Source organism: Bacteroides celer, assembly GCF_002632415.2.
Taxonomy (GTDB): domain Bacteria; phylum Bacteroidota; class Bacteroidia; order Bacteroidales; family Bacteroidaceae; genus Bacteroides.
On record NZ_CP178209.1, the window covers coordinates 1,137,244 to 1,152,111 of the forward strand.

18 protein-coding genes are annotated in these 14,868 nt (G+C 41.5%); 8 read left to right on the plus strand and 10 right to left on the minus strand.

Translation table 11 applies throughout. The features are described from left to right. Window positions 1-64: 64 nt before the first annotated feature. The 6 genes from CJF29_RS04115 to CJF29_RS04140 all read left to right on the plus strand — a co-directional run bounded on the left by CJF29_RS04115 (window position 65) and on the right by CJF29_RS04140 (window position 6,319). A complete protein-coding gene (locus CJF29_RS04115) occupies window positions 65-1,027 on the plus strand; it encodes a stage II sporulation protein M (RefSeq protein WP_074559167.1) in 963 nt (320 codons plus the stop codon). Further along, the gene (locus CJF29_RS04120; protein WP_074559166.1) at window positions 1,008-1,946 is read left to right on the plus strand and encodes a hypothetical protein; all 939 of its coding nucleotides are present in this window, start codon (window positions 1,008-1,010) and stop codon (window positions 1,944-1,946) included. The genes CJF29_RS04115 and CJF29_RS04120 overlap by 20 nt, the downstream gene beginning before the upstream one ends. Window positions 1,947-1,962: 16 nt before the next feature. Then, window positions 1,963-2,580 (plus strand): DUF4129 domain-containing protein, encoded by a 618-nt coding sequence (locus CJF29_RS04125; RefSeq protein WP_074559165.1) that lies wholly within the window; start codon window positions 1,963-1,965, stop codon window positions 2,578-2,580. Then, complete coding sequence (locus CJF29_RS04130) at window positions 2,577-3,848, plus strand: DUF4350 domain-containing protein (RefSeq protein ID WP_074559164.1); 1,272 nt, start codon at window positions 2,577-2,579, stop codon at window positions 3,846-3,848. The genes CJF29_RS04125 and CJF29_RS04130 overlap by 4 nt, the downstream gene beginning before the upstream one ends. An 11-nt stretch (window positions 3,849-3,859) precedes the next feature. Continuing rightward, window positions 3,860-4,834 (plus strand): AAA family ATPase, encoded by a 975-nt coding sequence (locus CJF29_RS04135; protein WP_099146656.1) that lies wholly within the window; start codon window positions 3,860-3,862, stop codon window positions 4,832-4,834. 174 nt (window positions 4,835-5,008) lie between these two features. Next, a complete protein-coding gene (locus tag CJF29_RS04140) occupies window positions 5,009-6,319 on the plus strand; it encodes a DUF58 domain-containing protein (RefSeq protein ID WP_004299260.1) in 1,311 nt (436 codons plus the stop codon). On the opposite strand, the gene CJF29_RS04145 is transcribed toward CJF29_RS04140, so the two are convergent. The 6 genes from CJF29_RS04145 to CJF29_RS04170 form a co-directional block, all read right to left on the minus strand. Then, window positions 6,314-6,691, minus strand: coding sequence for a DUF86 domain-containing protein (locus CJF29_RS04145; RefSeq protein ID WP_099146657.1), 378 nt, complete (start codon window positions 6,689-6,691; stop codon window positions 6,314-6,316). The genes CJF29_RS04140 and CJF29_RS04145 overlap by 6 nt on opposite strands. After that, a complete protein-coding gene (locus tag CJF29_RS04150; RefSeq protein WP_004299263.1) occupies window positions 6,675-6,968 on the minus strand; it encodes a nucleotidyltransferase family protein in 294 nt (97 codons plus the stop codon). The genes CJF29_RS04145 and CJF29_RS04150 overlap by 17 nt, the downstream gene beginning before the upstream one ends. A gap of 71 nt (window positions 6,969-7,039) precedes the next feature. Continuing rightward, window positions 7,040-7,267 (minus strand): immunity 17 family protein, encoded by a 228-nt coding sequence (locus CJF29_RS04155; RefSeq protein ID WP_099146658.1) that lies wholly within the window; start codon window positions 7,265-7,267, stop codon window positions 7,040-7,042. Next, window positions 7,264-7,677, minus strand: coding sequence for a tRNA (adenosine(37)-N6)-threonylcarbamoyltransferase complex ATPase subunit type 1 TsaE (tsaE, locus tag CJF29_RS04160; protein ID WP_004306585.1), 414 nt, complete (start codon window positions 7,675-7,677; stop codon window positions 7,264-7,266). The genes CJF29_RS04155 and tsaE overlap by 4 nt, the downstream gene beginning before the upstream one ends. 13 nt (window positions 7,678-7,690) lie before the next feature. Beyond that, entirely contained in the window at window positions 7,691-8,500 is an 810-nt protein-coding gene (locus tag CJF29_RS04165) for a metal ABC transporter permease (protein WP_004307944.1), read from the minus strand. A 4-nt stretch (window positions 8,501-8,504) separates the two neighbouring features. Next, window positions 8,505-8,948, minus strand: a complete 444-nt coding sequence (locus tag CJF29_RS04170; RefSeq protein WP_004299271.1) for a hypothetical protein — start codon at window positions 8,946-8,948, stop codon at window positions 8,505-8,507. A gap of 114 nt (window positions 8,949-9,062) precedes the next feature. Here CJF29_RS04170 and CJF29_RS04175 point away from each other — a divergent pair, with 114 nt between their 5' ends. Together CJF29_RS04175 and CJF29_RS04180 are read left to right on the plus strand one after the other, a co-directional pair. Beyond that, the gene (locus tag CJF29_RS04175) at window positions 9,063-10,190 is read left to right on the plus strand and encodes a leucine-rich repeat domain-containing protein (protein WP_074560356.1); all 1,128 of its coding nucleotides are present in this window, start codon (window positions 9,063-9,065) and stop codon (window positions 10,188-10,190) included. Window positions 10,191-10,226: 36 nt separating this feature from the next. Continuing rightward, complete coding sequence (locus CJF29_RS04180) at window positions 10,227-11,228, plus strand: M28 family metallopeptidase (protein WP_074560362.1); 1,002 nt, start codon at window positions 10,227-10,229, stop codon at window positions 11,226-11,228. Window positions 11,229-11,284: 56 nt separating this feature from the next. On the opposite strand, the gene CJF29_RS04185 is transcribed toward CJF29_RS04180, so the two are convergent. From CJF29_RS04185 to CJF29_RS04200, 4 genes are all read right to left on the minus strand, one after another. Further along, window positions 11,285-12,034: an N-acetyltransferase gene (locus CJF29_RS04185; RefSeq protein WP_074560354.1), complete on the minus strand. Its 750-nt coding sequence runs from the start codon at window positions 12,032-12,034 to the stop codon at window positions 11,285-11,287. Between the two features lie 187 nt (window positions 12,035-12,221). Then, complete coding sequence (locus CJF29_RS04190) at window positions 12,222-12,938, minus strand: SDR family NAD(P)-dependent oxidoreductase (protein ID WP_008650110.1); 717 nt, start codon at window positions 12,936-12,938, stop codon at window positions 12,222-12,224. 77 nt (window positions 12,939-13,015) lie between these two features. Further along, complete coding sequence (locus CJF29_RS04195) at window positions 13,016-13,585, minus strand: Crp/Fnr family transcriptional regulator (RefSeq protein WP_074560352.1); 570 nt, start codon at window positions 13,583-13,585, stop codon at window positions 13,016-13,018. Between the two features lie 12 nt (window positions 13,586-13,597). Further along, entirely contained in the window at window positions 13,598-14,827 is a 1,230-nt protein-coding gene (locus CJF29_RS04200) for a 3-phosphoshikimate 1-carboxyvinyltransferase (RefSeq protein ID WP_074560360.1), read from the minus strand. Window positions 14,828-14,868 lie beyond the last annotated feature (41 nt).

The window sequence follows — 14,868 nt, forward strand, 5'->3', positions numbered from 1 at the left end:
ATCATAATTCTCTTATTTTTGCTTCCGGTTTCGGACAAAACTTATCCGAAATCTATTGAAAAGCATGAAAGAAGTAACGTTTATTCGTCGGAACATTGAAAAATGGAAGGTGACAGAGAAGGTTGTAGAGCGGGCGGCGAGTCTGTCTCCCGATCAACTGGCCGATGCATATACGGACTTGACAGCTGACCTGGCATTTGCGCAAACACATTTCCCGACTTCCCGTATTACTATTTATCTGAACAATCTGGCTTCGGCGTTGCATAACGAGATTTACCGGAATAAACGAGAGAAGTGGACACGCATTATTACCTTTTGGACACAGGAAGTGCCACGAACCATGCACGATGCACGCCGCGAATTACTGACCTCCTTTCTGATTTTTGTAGCCAGCGCATTAATCGGTGTATTATCTGCAGCGAATGATCCGGATTTTGTCCGGCTGATATTAGGAAACGGTTATGTAGATATGACACTCGACAATATAGCCAATGGTGAGCCCATGACCGTGTATAACGGCTCTTCTGAAGTACCGATGTTTCTAGGCATTACGCTTAATAACGTGATGGTATCTTTCAACTGCTTTGCCATGGGATTGCTGACCAGTTTCGGCACAGGATATATGCTTCTTTCCAATGGTATCATGGTAGGAGCTTTCCAAACATTTTTTTATCAGCACGATTTGTTATGGGAGTCCAGTCTTGCCATCTGGCTACACGGGACGCTTGAGATTTGGGCGATCATCGTGGCCGGTGCCGCCGGATTAGCTTTAGGAAACGGTTGGTTGTTTCCCGGCACGTATTCACGACTGGAATCTTTCAGAAGAGGAGCGAAGCGAGGCTTGAAAATAGTGATCGGCACTGTTCCGGTATTCATTATGGCAGGCTTTATAGAAGGTTTTATTACCCGTCATACAGAACTTCCCGATATGTTGAGGCTCGGTGTGATACTCACTTCTCTGACATTTATTATATTCTACTATATTTATTTACCAAATAGAAAAAAACATGGAATCACAGAAACCTAAGATTGCGATGTATGTGAAACGTCCTTTCGGTGAGAAGTTGAACGCTTCTTTTGATTTTATAAAAGAGAATTGGAAACAATTGTTTAAGTATTCAACTTATCTGATACTCCCTATATGCTTAATTCAGGCTGCTAACTTTAGTGGTTTAATGGGAAGTATGACAGATCTTAGTGCCATGCAAACTTCAGGAGGAATAGGTGAGAATCCGTTGGCTGCTCTGGGACCTTCATTTGCATTGAATTATGCGGGAGTGATCTTCTTCTCATGCTTGGGAGGTTTGCTGCTGACTTCCCTGATTTATGCGATGGTGCGATTGTACAATGAACGGGAAGAACGCCTGAACGGAATTGTATTTGGCGATATAAAACCATTGCTGCTCCGTAATGTCAAGAGGCTGTTCCTGATGGGGATTGCTTGTGGCTTCTTGTTCTTCTTTGCGGTGATCCTTGTTGTTCTATTGGCTGTGTTAACACCTTTCACGCTCATTCTGACCATTCCGCTTTTATTCGCATTTATGATACCTTTGGTATTAATGTCTCCCATCTACTTATTTGAAGATATTTCGTTGAGCGAGGCATTTGCAAAGACATTCCGGTTAGGATTCGCAACCTGGGGCGGAATTTTTCTGATATTATTTGTAATGGGACTCATTGCCAGCGTATTGCAGACAATTGTTTCTATACCATGGTATGTGATCTATATTGTGAAAATGATTTTTACTATGAGTGACGGAGGTGCAACCTCTTCATCGGTCGGACTGAACTTCGCACAATATTTGTTCTCTATCCTGATGTTGTATGGTTCTTACTTGTCGGCTATATTCAGTATTGTCGGTCTGGTTTATCAGTACGGTCATGCATCGGAAGTGGTAGACAGCATAACGGTAGAAAGCGATATTGATAATTTTGATAAACTCTAAAACATACCTCAACTAGATGAATCTCACTTCCCCGGCTGATACATTAGTCTGTGATACGGCGCAGATTGCCCTTTGGCAGTCTGATCCGGCATACAACTATAACCGTGAATTGATTACTCCGGAGATGAATGTCTTTGAGTGGATCAGCAGGCAGTTTGGGGAATTGATGCGTAAGATATTCGGCAGTCGTTTTGCTGAAGAGTATTCAGGGCTTATCCTGATATGTATTGCCATTCTTATTTTGCTATTGATTGTTTGGTTCGTCTACCGGAAACGCCCCGAATTGTTTATGGTCTCTCGTAAGAATGCATTGCCTTATACGATTGAAGAGGATACAATTTACGGTGTGGATTTTCCGGGAGGTATTACAGAGGCACTTTCCCGTCAGGATTACCGGGAAGCGGTACGTTTGCTTTATTTGCAAACTTTGAAACAACTTAGTGATGCAGAACGTATTGACTGGCAACTTTATAAAACACCTACCCAATATATCAATGAAGTACGGATGCCGGCTTTCCGGCAACTGACCAATCATTTCTTACGGGTACGTTATGGAAACTTTGAGGCGACGGAAGAACTCTTCCTGACCATGCAGTCTCTACAGGGAGAAATAGAGAAAGGAGGCGTCTCATGAAAGGAAGCCGTTGGTTTATTATCTTTATTGTTGCCTTTCTATTCATCATGTTTGCAATAGAATATCATTTGCCGAAGAACTTTGTGTGGAAGCCCACTTTCGGACATTATGATGAGCAACCTTTTGGATGCGCGATATTCGATAGTCTGTTATCTTCTTCTTTGCCACAGGGCTACACCTTTTCGAAAAAAAGTCTCTATCAGTTGGAGCAGGAAGATACAACGCAGCGCAGAGGGATATTGGTAATCTCTGATAATTTGCGATTGTCGGATGTTGATGTAAACGCTCTGTTGAAAATGGCGGAACGCGGAGATAAGATCATGCTGGTGAGTACCTTGTTTGGCAGATATATGGAAGATACTTTGAGCTTCAGGTCTTATTATTCCTACTTCAGTCCGATGGCTTTGAAGAAATATGCAACTTCATTCTTGTTAAAAGACAGTCTGTGCTGGGTGGGAGATTCGGCGGTTTATCCCCGTCAGACTTTTTATTTTTATCCCCAGTTGTGCTCTTCTTATTTCTGGGGAGATTCGCTTCCTGAAAGGGTACTGGCACAAAAAGTCCTTGAGTCGAATGAGTTCCGGTATGAAACAGAGATGGACTCGTTGACAACGGATAGTCTTGTTTATATGCCTGTAGCGATGTCCCGTCGGTGGGGGAAAGGAGAAGTTATTTTAGTTTCCACTCCTTTGATTTTTACCAATTACGGAATGTTGGACGGCAAAAATGCAACCTATATCTTCCGTTTGTTGTCGCAGATGGGGAAGCTTCCTATCGTTCGCACGGAGGGGTACATGAAAGAAACTGCACAGGTGCAGCAATCACCTTTCCGTTATTTTCTTGCACATGAACCGCTTCGTTGGGCTTTGTATCTGACGATGATTACCATCATACTCTTTATGATATTCACAGCGAAGAGGCGGCAACGGGTGATCCCTGTTATTCACGAGCCGGCCAATAAATCTCTTGAATTTACCGAACTGATAGGCACGCTTTACTTTCAGAAGAAAGACCATGCGGATTTAGTTCGCAAGAAGTTTTCCTATTTAGCCGAAGAACTTCGGAGAGAGATTCAAGTGGATATTGAAGAAGTGGCCGACGATGAACGCTCTTTCCACCGGATTGCCCGAAAAACCGGAATGGATGTCGGAGAGATTGCTAAATTTATCCGCGAAGTCAGACCCGTGATTTACGGAGGACGTGTTATTGATGCGGAGCAGATGAAGGTATATATCGATAAAATGAATGAAATAATCAATCATATCTAAAGAAGAAATTTATGGAAGAGAATACAGAACAGCGAGTAGATTTAACTCTCTTTTCCGAGAAGATACAAGAGTTGAAAGACCGGATTGCTTCCGTCATAGTAGGGCAGGAGCAGACAGTGGATTTGGTACTGACGGCAATTTTGGCGAATGGACACGTATTGATAGAAGGTGTTCCGGGAGTTGCGAAGACACTGTTGGCCCGTCTGACAGCTCGTCTGATTGATGCAGACTTCAGTCGTGTTCAGTTCACTCCGGACTTAATGCCGAGTGACGTATTAGGTACGACTGTGTTTAATATGAAAACGAATGGTTTTGATTTTCATCAGGGACCGATTTTTGCGGATATTGTATTGGTCGATGAAATCAACCGTGCTCCTGCCAAAACACAGGCTGCCTTGTTTGAAGTAATGGAAGAGCGCCAGATCAGTATTGATGGAACGACTCACCGGATGGGAGATCTTTATACGATTTTGGCTACCCAGAATCCGGTAGAGCAGGAGGGAACATACAAACTTCCCGAAGCACAGCTCGACCGTTTTCTGATGAAGATAACGATGGATTATCCTTCATTGGAAGAGGAAGTGAATATCTTGGAACGTCATCATACCAATGCCGCATTGGTGAAATTGGATGATATCACTCCCGCCATTACCAAAGAAGAAGTGCTGTCCCTTCGTGCTTTTATGAATCAGGTATTTGTAGACCGCACGTTACTTCAATATATCGCATTGATTGTGCAGCAGACCCGTACCAGTAAGGCCGTATATTTGGGAGCTTCTCCACGTGCATCTGTAGCCATGCTGCAATCGTCAAAAGCGTATGCTCTTTTGCAGGGACGTGATTTTGTGACACCGGAAGATATCAAGTTTGTAGCTCCTTATGTACTTCAGCACCGTCTGATCCTGACTGCGGAAGCTGAAATGGAAGGCTATTCACCGGTGAAAGTGACACAACGCTTAATTGATAAAGTGGAAGTCCCGAAATGAAAAGATTTATGATTTATGAATTCTGATTTATGATTTGGGCTGCGCGTTGGATGTCTGACCTTATTCATAACATAAATCGAAGAAATCATAAATCGTAAATTATAAACTGTACGTAAATTGTAAGTTGAAGAAATCGTAAATCCAAGAAATCATAAATCATAATTCATAAATCATTTGTTTCTAACTCGTCGTTTCTATATTGCCCTTGTCCTGGTTATCCTGTTGTTGGGTAGCGGATATGTTTTTGCTCCGTTCTTTGTTATCGGGCAGTGGGCACTCTTTGTCTTGCTTTTGGTGGTACTGGCAGACGTATATTCTCTTTATCGTATTCGTGGAATCCGTGCTTTCCGACAGTGTGCCGACCGTTTCTCTAATGGCGACGAAAATGAAGTAAGTATTCGGGTAGAGAGTAGTTATCCGCATCCTGTATCTTTAGAAATCATAGATGAGATCCCTTTTATCTTTCAGAAACGTGATGTCGACTTTCAGGTGAAGCTTGGAGCAAACGAGGGAAAAACAGTTACCTATCGTCTTCGACCTACTCATCGTGGCGTTTACTCTTTCGGTCATATCAGAGTTTTTGTGACCGGAAAAATCGGCTTTATATCCCGGCGCTATACTTGTGCAGAACCTTTGGATATCAAAGTGTACCCGTCATATCTGATGCTCCATCAATATGAACTGCTGGCAATAAGTGATAATCTGACAGAATTGGGAATAAAACGTATTCGCCGGGTTGGGCATCATACGGAGTTTGAGCAAATTAAAGAGTATGTAAAGGGGGATGATTACCGTACGATTAACTGGAAAGCAAGTGCCCGCCGGCATGAACTTATGGTGAATGTGTACCAAGACGAACGTTCACAGCAGATTTATAATGTGATCGATAAAGGTAGAGTGATGCAGCAAGCTTTCCGTGGAATGACCTTGCTGGATTATGCAATTAATGCTTCGCTGGTGCTTTCGTATGTTGCCATGCGGAAAGAAGATAAAGCCGGATTAGTGACTTTCGATGAACACTTCGATACTTTCGTGCCTGCTTCCAAGCAACCGGGATATATGCAGACATTGCTGGAAAGTCTTTATAGCCAGCAGACCACTTTCGGGGAGACAGACTTCTCGGCTCTTTGCGTTCATTTGAACAAACATGTCAGTAAGCGTAGCCTGCTGGTACTATATACTAACTTCTCGAGCATAGGAGGAATGAACCGTCAATTATCTTACCTGAAACAACTAAACCGCCAACACCGTTTGCTCGTAGTCTTTTTTGAAGATGTCGATTTGAAGGAATATATCGCCCAACCGGCAAAAGATACGGAAAGCTACTATCGTCACGTGATTGCAGAAAAGTTCGCTTACGAGAAGCGGCTGATTGTATCTACTTTGAAACAACATGGAATCTATTCTTTATTAACTACACCGGAGAATCTTTCGATTGATGTGATTAATAAGTATCTGGAGATGAAGTCACGACAACTACTATGATAAGTCTTTTATAATTTGTTCAACTGTCTCTTTTAAAGGAGGAAGATGTTTTTGTATGACTACCCAGATAATCTCGTAGTCAATGTTAGCATATTCATGAGAAATGATATTTCTTAATCCAATAACCTTTGCCCATGGAATTTGGGGATAATCTTTAAGAAAGTTCTTTTGTGTTTTGTCGTCAACAGCCTTAATCGTTTCTCCTATTACTTGGATTCGCATGATGCATGCGTCTAAGATGGTCATTCCCCAAGGTGATAACAAAAAATCATCTACGTTCTGAATGTTCTTACACCTTTCTTCAATGATAGATATTGATTCTGATATTTGGAGAAACTTGTCTTGGGTTTCTTCTTTAAGCGTATATTCCATCTCTTGCTATTCTTTGGGAAATAAGTGAACGGAGGTTTTTACGCAAACGAAGGAGGTCTATTTTGCAGTTACATATACGTTCCAGTTCTTCTTTAATATCAAACATAATAAAAGGGTCCGGATCCTTTAGTTCAACAAAAACATCCAAATCACTCTCTTCATGTTGCTCTCCACGGGCAACAGAACCAAAAATACCAATAGAAATAATTCCATATTTCTCGGCAAACTGTTGTTTGAATTGGCGAATTTTTGTAAGATATTCATTGGTTGTTTTCACTTTTCTATCCTCCTTTCATACAAAAATAGTAAAAAATGGGAAGAAAACAAAAGGATTCTCTTAAAAACATATTATCCTCCTATGGCTTTCCGTGTTTCCACAAAGAAGAATACAGCCATTCCAATGATGGTAATTCCCAGTATTCCATAGAAGAGTCGTGCTCGGTTGCGTCCTACATTCCGGACAATGGTTTGTGCGTTGCGCGTTGTAAAGAACCAGTCCCAGTTTAGCAATGACGCCAGCAGGGAGACGATTCCTGCCAGCGCAAAGATTCCTTGTACGATATATTGTCCGGTCATAGTCTGATTACTCTATTTCCGTTTTCCAGTTCTTCAATCGTTACTTTTACGGCATTTCCCGGAAGTAGTTCTTCTACCAGTTCCGGCCATTCGATAAAGCAGAGAGCGCCACTGTAGAAATAGTCTTCGTAACCCATGTCGTACACTTCGCTTAGCTTCTTGATGCGGTAAAAATCAAAGTGATAGATTAACTCTCCGGTTTCGTCCGAACGGTATTCGTTGACAATAGCAAAAGTAGGAGAAGTGATAACATCCGTTACGCCCAATTCTTCGCAGAGTGCTTTGACAAATGTCGTTTTGCCGGCACCCATCTTTCCGTATAAAGCAAATACAGTGTTGTCGCCCATAGCAGCGATAAATTCACGGGCTGCTTCATGGATACTTTCCAGTGATTGAATTTTGATTTCCATATACTATCTATTATTATGACTTTTTCCTGCAACAACTCTTTCCGATTTTACAAACAGCGTAAATCAGGATAGAGAAGAATATGATGGAAGCTCCCGAAGGGACTTTCCAGTGATAAGAAATAAATAATCCACCCAAGCAGCCCAAGAAACCGATGCCGATTGATAACCAGATAATCTTCTTGAAACTATAGGTGAACAAGTTGGCTGTCATCTGTGGAATGGTGAGAAGAGAAATGGCCAATACGATGCCTACCATTCGCAGGCAGGCTACAATGGTCAGTGCGATGAACATCATCAGTACATATTCAAAAATCTCTACCGGAATCTTTTGCGAACGTGCAAACTCACGGTCAAAGGCAATATATACGATAGGGCGGATAAACAGATAAAAGAATCCGGTCAGTATGAGTGCCAATATGCCGAGCATCCATAAGTCGATTTGGTTGATGGTCAGTATATTGCCGAAGAGGTAAGCCGACAGGTCGGGCGCAAATCCCGGTGACAGGAAGCTGAACATAATTCCGAGTGCCATCCCTAACGTCCAGAATACTGCAATGGCAGAATCTTCGCGCATATCTTTCCGTCTGCTAAGCCATTCGACGCCAAAAGCAGATAATACCGAGAATACGGCTGCCGATAGTATCGGGGAAATTCCGGCAAACAATCCTAACCCGATTCCTCCGAAAGAAGCATGAGTGATTCCTCCGCTGATAAATACCAGGCGGCGGGTTACGATATATGTACCGATAATCCCACAGGCAATGCTTGCCAGCAGACTTCCCAATAGGGCGTGTTGAAAGAATGTATATTGTAGTAAATCCATCACATCACCTGTCATCTGCCTTTTTTACTTCTATGTTTCTTCTTTCTCCGATAATCAGAAAAACTTCGTCTTTGAGATCATCCGGTAGTTCAATGCCACGGAGCTGAAGGCTACGCACCCATCCGGCCACTTCTACATCCAGTGTCGTATACAATACATCCCGAAACATTTCTGTTTCTTCTTCTGTGTACGCATCTCCTGCCTTGCCAATGAACTGGTCCAGTTCTTCGTCATCGTAATATTCTATCTTTTTGCTGACAGCTGCCAGCAGGCTATCCCGTTCGCATACTTCGTGTTGTCCGCAGCATTCCACATCTACTTCCTTCACTTCCGGCATACGGTCCAGTTCGCCCTTTTCTATTTTCTTTTGCAGTCTTTTGTTGCGGATAATTCCGGCTATCAGCGCAATGACACCCAGCAACACCAGACTTATAATAAGTATCCACATGACAATATAACAGTTACCAATCAATTTTGTGCAAAGTTACTTATAAATTTGTATTCTATCGTGTATGCTATCTATTTCTTTCGTACTTTTGTATGTTACTAACTCAAATATAAGATGAAAAGACAGAGTATATTATTCGTTCGGAGTATGTGGGTGGTTATCTTATTCACTACCCTTGCTGCCTGTAAAGATACGGATAACAGAGTGTTTGGAGATGATTTTGAATTTCCGGCATTGACAGATGAAAACACGATTCGCTTTACAGTGAATGTTGTAGGAGACTGGCGGCAGTTGGACATTGTAGCAAGTGGGGGACGAATGGTGATAGATTGGGGAAACGGTCGTATACAGAAAATAGAAGATCCTTCTTCAATGAGTGGCGGAGTGGTATATAGATATGGAAATAAAGGATTATATGAAGTGAGGATTTGGGCTGAAGAGCTGCAGCTTATCGATATAAGTGGTTTGCTTCTTCCTTTGAGTCATCTTTATTTGGGAAATATGCCGCGAATGAAATCACTGGCTTTGAATAGCATTTCTGATACTCGCGAATTGGACTTGAATACCTTCTGTCCTAATGTGGAAAGTATTAATATCGGTAGTTTCGCTGATTTGGAGCATTTGGAGATTGAGGATTGTTTCCGATTGCGATCTATACAAATTTATTCTAATCCCAAATTGACTTCAATAGAGTTTGGTAGTCATCCGGAAGCGGAAAGTTTATATTGTTCTTATAATGGTTTTTCTTCCCTTTCCCTTAAAAGCTTGCCGGCATTGCGCGATATTGATTTGAGTTCTAATGAAGTATTGTCACATCTGGAATTGAACGAGAAGACTTCAATTTCTGCGATATTGATACAAGGATGTGCTTTCCAATCAATTACTGATATATTGAAATGTTGCCCTTCTTTAAGGGAATTAAGTTGCTCATACAACAAATTGACCGAACTTGATCTGTCCGATAACTCTAATATTAGTGAATTGCGTTGTGAACATAATCAGCTAACTCGTTTAATGGTACCGCAAGGAAGTCTGTTAGAACATCTTTATTGCCACTCGAATCAATTGGATGAGGATGCCTTGAATACACTGTTTGATTCCTTGGGGCAAGTGCTGGAACCTGCTATTTATTATCCGACTCCTCCCCGCCAATATCGGATTTCTTTTAATGATAATCCGGGAGCAGATGATTGTAATAGAAATATCTTGAATGATAAAAACTGGATAGTTGAAAATAAGTAAAGTATGGACGATTGTTTCTTAAATCTTATATACATCATGAAGAAAAACATTCTGCTTCTCTCTTTTTTGTGTAATTTTTCATTGTTGTTATCTGCCCAAACTAACGTAGAAAAAGGGTTGCAGAGTATCAACCGTTCCTCTGCCGAAGCTACTATCAACTTTTTGGCTAGTGATGAATTGCAAGGCCGTGAGGCAGGTTTTCATGGTTCACGTGTGACCTCGGAGTATATTGCTTCTTTATTACAATGGATGGGAGTATCACCTTTGGCTGACAGCTATTTCCAGCCTTTTGATGCTTACCGTAAAGAACGTCAGAAAAAAGGACGTCTGGAAGTGCATCCTGATTCCATAGCTAAACTGAAACAGGAAGTTCATCAGAAGCTTTCCATGAGGAATGTATTGGGAATGATTCCTGGTAAAAATACCAAAGAATATGTGATTGTGGGGGCGCATTTCGACCATTTAGGTATTGATCCTGCACTCGATGGCGACCAAATATACAATGGTGCTGACGATAATGCTTCCGGTGTATCGGCAGTGTTGCAAATAGCAAGAGCCTTTTTAGCCAGTGGGGAGCAACCCGAAAGAAATGTAATCTTTGCTTTTTGGGATGGAGAAGAAAAAGGACTGCTTGGCTCTAAATATTTTGTACAAACTTGTCCTTTCCTATCTCAAATAAAAGGCTATCTGAACTTTGACATGATTGGCCGTAACAACAAACCTCAACAACCCAAACAGGTCGTTTATTTCTATACATCCGCCCACCCGGTCTTTGGGGATTGGTTGAAAGAGGATATCAGAAAATACGGTTTGCAATTGGAACCGGATTACCGCGCTTGGGAAAATCCGATAGGAGGAAGTGATAACGGTTCGTTTGCCAAAGTAGGTATTCCGATTATCTGGTATCATACGGACGGGCATCTTGATTATCACCAGCCTTCCGATCATGCCGACCGATTGAATTGGGATAAGATAGTAGAAATCACTAAAGCCTCTTTTCTCAATATGTGGAAGATGGCAAATGAGAAGTCATTTTAATGAAGCAGATAAAATACAATCCTGATAATTAACGGGAAAAGTCAGGATTGTATTTCTTATTTTTTGAGTATTCTTTTCAAGTAGTCGATAGTTGGTAAATTCACAGTCTCAAAACTTCCTTTATAAAATACAGCAAAATTATTAAAAACACACGGTAACTCTTTTGCTTTCTGTAGCGTATCTACTTGAATAAAAGAAACAGGGACATCATTTGTTTCACAATATTGTTTGATCATTTCAATGTATTTATAGATATAGGGGCATTGCATATCATAATAAATCGTCAGTTCCTCACTTTCTATTTTCAGATTCTTGGCATTTGGCGCGAACTTCGGTACTGTTCCGTCAAAAGAAAGAGCAAGCAATTCATATCCGTTATCGGTAGTGTCAACCACCTCAAAGCCAAATTTCTTTGCAAATGATTGGTCGGAAAGCCAGCTCTTCTGTTTTTTTGCCCCGAGCATGCAAATGCCGGATCTACCTTTTTCTTTGGCATCGGCTATACAGTACTCTATTAATGCTTTCCCATATCCGTTTCCTCGGGGACTACCTAACACCCATAAACAATACAGATAATAATAGTTGTCGCCGATGACGGGAACCCAAGCTGTTTCAAGAGGAGCATATTCAATAAAAACCGTAGCTTTTGCATTTAACTTTCTAAAGACATGACCTTCATTCAGTCGGTCGGAAAGCCATTGCCGCTTTGCTTCAATACCAGGATGGGACTTTTTGCTGCGGATAATGCAGCATAAATGCTCATTAGAAAGATTTTCTGTTGTTAAGTTAACAAAACTAGTATTCATATACACCTTTGTTTCAAGTTAGGTATTATCAGTCGGTCCATGTAGCAATAATAGTCCTTTGTTGGTCTGTTGACGGGCTATCTTTGCAAAGATAGTGAATTTGTGCAGATAATCTCTCTTGCCGGGTTGTAGAATTCACGAAAGTTTTTTTTCTTACTATATAGAGAGGTGGCGAACAGGTAGAACTTTACATCCGGCAATAAATAGCAGATGGCAACAGACGAAATAGAATAGTTACATATCTCCATCTTTTGGAAATGAAAGCTACTTTTTTCTTTTTAGAAATAGCCTTTTTAATTTGTTTCACAGCTTTATCAACGGGAGTAACCCAGAATAATCCTTCTCCTTTTGCCATAGCGGTGTCTACAAATCCGGGACGAATATCGGTAGTGTAAATAGAATAAGGAGATTTAGTTGCTTTTTGTCGTAATCCTTCCATATAGTTGATTTGATAGGCTTTCGACGCATTGTAGGCCGGAGCGATGCCACTGCCGCGTGTACCTCCAACAGAGGAAATAGTAACCAGATGCCCGCTTTTTTGCCGTTCGAAATATCGGAATCCCCAGTCTGCGATGTTGGTAAAGCCTATTACGTTGGTTAATAGAGTAGGCTCTTCCAGTTGGTAGGATAGCTCAGGGTTTAGTTCCCCGGTTCCGGCACAGATAATCAGTATATCCATTCCACCCATCTTTTGAGTGAGCGTTTCAAGAGATGAAATAGCAGCTTGTGTATCAGTGATGTCACATACTTGATAGAATAGTTTGTCTTTGTCTTGGGTACATACCTCCTTTAACAAATTCTCTCTACGACCGGTAATGCCGATAAGATAATCTTCTTGAGAATAGGCTTCTGCCAATCCACGACCGATGCCGGAGGTTGCACCTATAATTATAATCTTCTTCATGAAATACAATCAAATTTTTTGTTTATCTGCAAAAGTAAGGGTAGAGAATAAATAAAACCTTGATTGAAATCAAGATATTATTTTTGTACGATTTTTCTTCGGATACGGCTTAAGGTTTCGGGACGAATCAAAAGATAAGAAGCCAGTTCTTTTAATGTAATCAGTTTCAGTAAATTGGGACAACGGTTGATAATTTCGAGATAACGTTCTTCCGGTGTCAGGCTGTACATTGAAATCATTCGGTCGTAAACCTCCCACAACAGAGTTTCTGCAATGCGGCGTCCTAACTTTTGGTGAACGTCGTTGGCATTATAGAAGTCTGTCATTTGCTGATAATTGATAACGTATACCGAGCAATCACATAAGGCTTGTATATCTACATTTGATTTATCCTGTAACTGAAAAGCCGGATAGTTGCCAACAAAAGAATGATCGAAAGTATAGCCTACGATGCTGCTCTCGCCTATACTGTTGGTACAACAGTACCGGAAAGAACCGGAACTGACGAACCCCATTATCCTGCATACTTCTCCCTGGCGGGAAAAGTAGTCTCCTTTCTTATAAAAAGTTTGCTTCCCCTGTTGCAATACAAAATCTACAATAGGTGAGTAGTTGATGTGGGAAGTATATTTGTTGAAATCTTCCACAGCGTATCGGAATCAGCCTTCGTTTATAACTTGAAATCCAGCCTGTTTCAAATCTTCCCAGTATCCGGGATATGATTTGGTAACAACTTGTGGGTCGGCAATGAGTAGATTGGGATGGCGGATAATTGCCGGTGCAAATGCCATTGCCATCCGATGGTCTTCGTAGGTTTCAATCACCGGAGTTTCTTTCGGTTCACATCGTTCGCCGTTCCACATTAATATACTGTCATTTTCTTCCTCGATCACATATCCCAGCTTTTTAAGCTCGGCTCGCAGGGCGGCAATACGGTCAGTCTCTTTTATTTTCAGGCTTTGTAATCCGGTGAAACGGAAAGGGATATTCAGCAAGGCACAGGTAACAACGAATGTCTGTGCCAAATCCGGAATGTCGACAAAGTCTTCTTCCAGTCTTTCCGGCGCTTTGCCTGTTTTTTTCAGTTTCACACCTTGCGATGTAAATTCGGTAGTTATACCTAAGCGTGAGAAAACTTCTGCTCCCCGGCTATCTCCCTGATAACTGTTATGAAACAACCCCAATAATTCAATTTCTGCTTTGGGAGATAAGGCGGCAATCTGATACCAATAGGAAGCTGCGCTCCAGTCACTTTCCACTTTGAAAGGAATGCTCTGATAGAGTTGTGGAGCAACGGATATGCTATTGGGAGAAGTCCATGCGGCTTTGGCTCCAAAGTCCTGCATCAGTTGCAATGTAAGATTGATATAAGGGCGGGAAATAATCTCTCCGCTTAAATGTAAAGTCAAACCGTCTTTGAGTGCCGGACCTATCATCAATAGAGCAGATATATATTGGGAACTTACATTTCCTTTCAAGGTTATTTCATTTCCTTTCAACTCTGCCCCTTTGATACATAAGGGAGGATATCCTTCATGGTGGACATACTCTATTTCAGCTCCTAATTCCCGGAGCGCATTGACTAATATCTGTATCGGGCGTTGCTGCATACGGGCTGTTCCTGTGATTGCCCGTTCCCCCGGAGTCACACTTAAATAGGCGGTAAGGAAACGCATAGCAGTGCCCGCAGCCATAATGTCAATCGTCTCTTTCCCTTCGGTGAGAGCTTTTATCATCACCTGTGTATCGTCGCAATCGGACAGGTTTTCAGGAGGATAAATACCTTTGCCCAGCGCATTGATGATTAATGCACGATTACTGATACTTTTAGAAGCCGGCAACTGGATAGTTGCTGTTACTACTGAAGGAGGGATGAGTTTATAGAGCATCATTTCTTGATCTATTCTTTGTTATGGAGTACAAAAGTAGA

Bases quoted from the DNA above. Each gene is read 5' to 3' on its own strand.
- CJF29_RS04185 (WP_074560354.1), bottom strand. From the start codon at position 12,034: ATGAATACTAGTTTTGTTAACTTAACAACAGAAAATCTTTCTAATGAG.
- CJF29_RS04145 (WP_099146657.1), bottom strand. From the start codon at position 6,691: ATGGAATATACGCTTAAAGAAGAAACCCAAGACAAGTTTCTCCAAATA.
- CJF29_RS04200 (WP_074560360.1), bottom strand. From the start codon at position 14,827: ATGCTCTATAAACTCATCCCTCCTTCAGTAGTAACAGCAACTATCCAG.
- CJF29_RS04175 (WP_074560356.1), top strand. From the start codon at position 9,063: ATGAAAAGACAGAGTATATTATTCGTTCGGAGTATGTGGGTGGTTATC.
- CJF29_RS04180 (WP_074560362.1), top strand. From the start codon at position 10,227: ATGAAGAAAAACATTCTGCTTCTCTCTTTTTTGTGTAATTTTTCATTG.
- tsaE (WP_004306585.1), bottom strand. From the start codon at position 7,677: ATGGAAATCAAAATTCAATCACTGGAAAGTATCCATGAAGCAGCCCGT.
- CJF29_RS04190 (WP_008650110.1), bottom strand. From the start codon at position 12,938: ATGAAGAAGATTATAATTATAGGTGCAACCTCCGGCATCGGTCGTGGA.
- CJF29_RS04155 (WP_099146658.1), bottom strand. From the start codon at position 7,267: ATGACCGGACAATATATCGTACAAGGAATCTTTGCGCTGGCAGGAATC.
- CJF29_RS04125 (WP_074559165.1), top strand. From the start codon at position 1,963: ATGAATCTCACTTCCCCGGCTGATACATTAGTCTGTGATACGGCGCAG.
- CJF29_RS04130 (WP_074559164.1), top strand. From the start codon at position 2,577: ATGAAAGGAAGCCGTTGGTTTATTATCTTTATTGTTGCCTTTCTATTC.
- CJF29_RS04115 (WP_074559167.1), top strand. From the start codon at position 65: ATGAAAGAAGTAACGTTTATTCGTCGGAACATTGAAAAATGGAAGGTG.
- CJF29_RS04120 (WP_074559166.1), top strand. From the start codon at position 1,008: ATGGAATCACAGAAACCTAAGATTGCGATGTATGTGAAACGTCCTTTC.
- CJF29_RS04135 (WP_099146656.1), top strand. From the start codon at position 3,860: ATGGAAGAGAATACAGAACAGCGAGTAGATTTAACTCTCTTTTCCGAG.
- CJF29_RS04165 (WP_004307944.1), bottom strand. From the start codon at position 8,500: ATGGATTTACTACAATATACATTCTTTCAACACGCCCTATTGGGAAGT.
- CJF29_RS04170 (WP_004299271.1), bottom strand. From the start codon at position 8,948: ATGTGGATACTTATTATAAGTCTGGTGTTGCTGGGTGTCATTGCGCTG.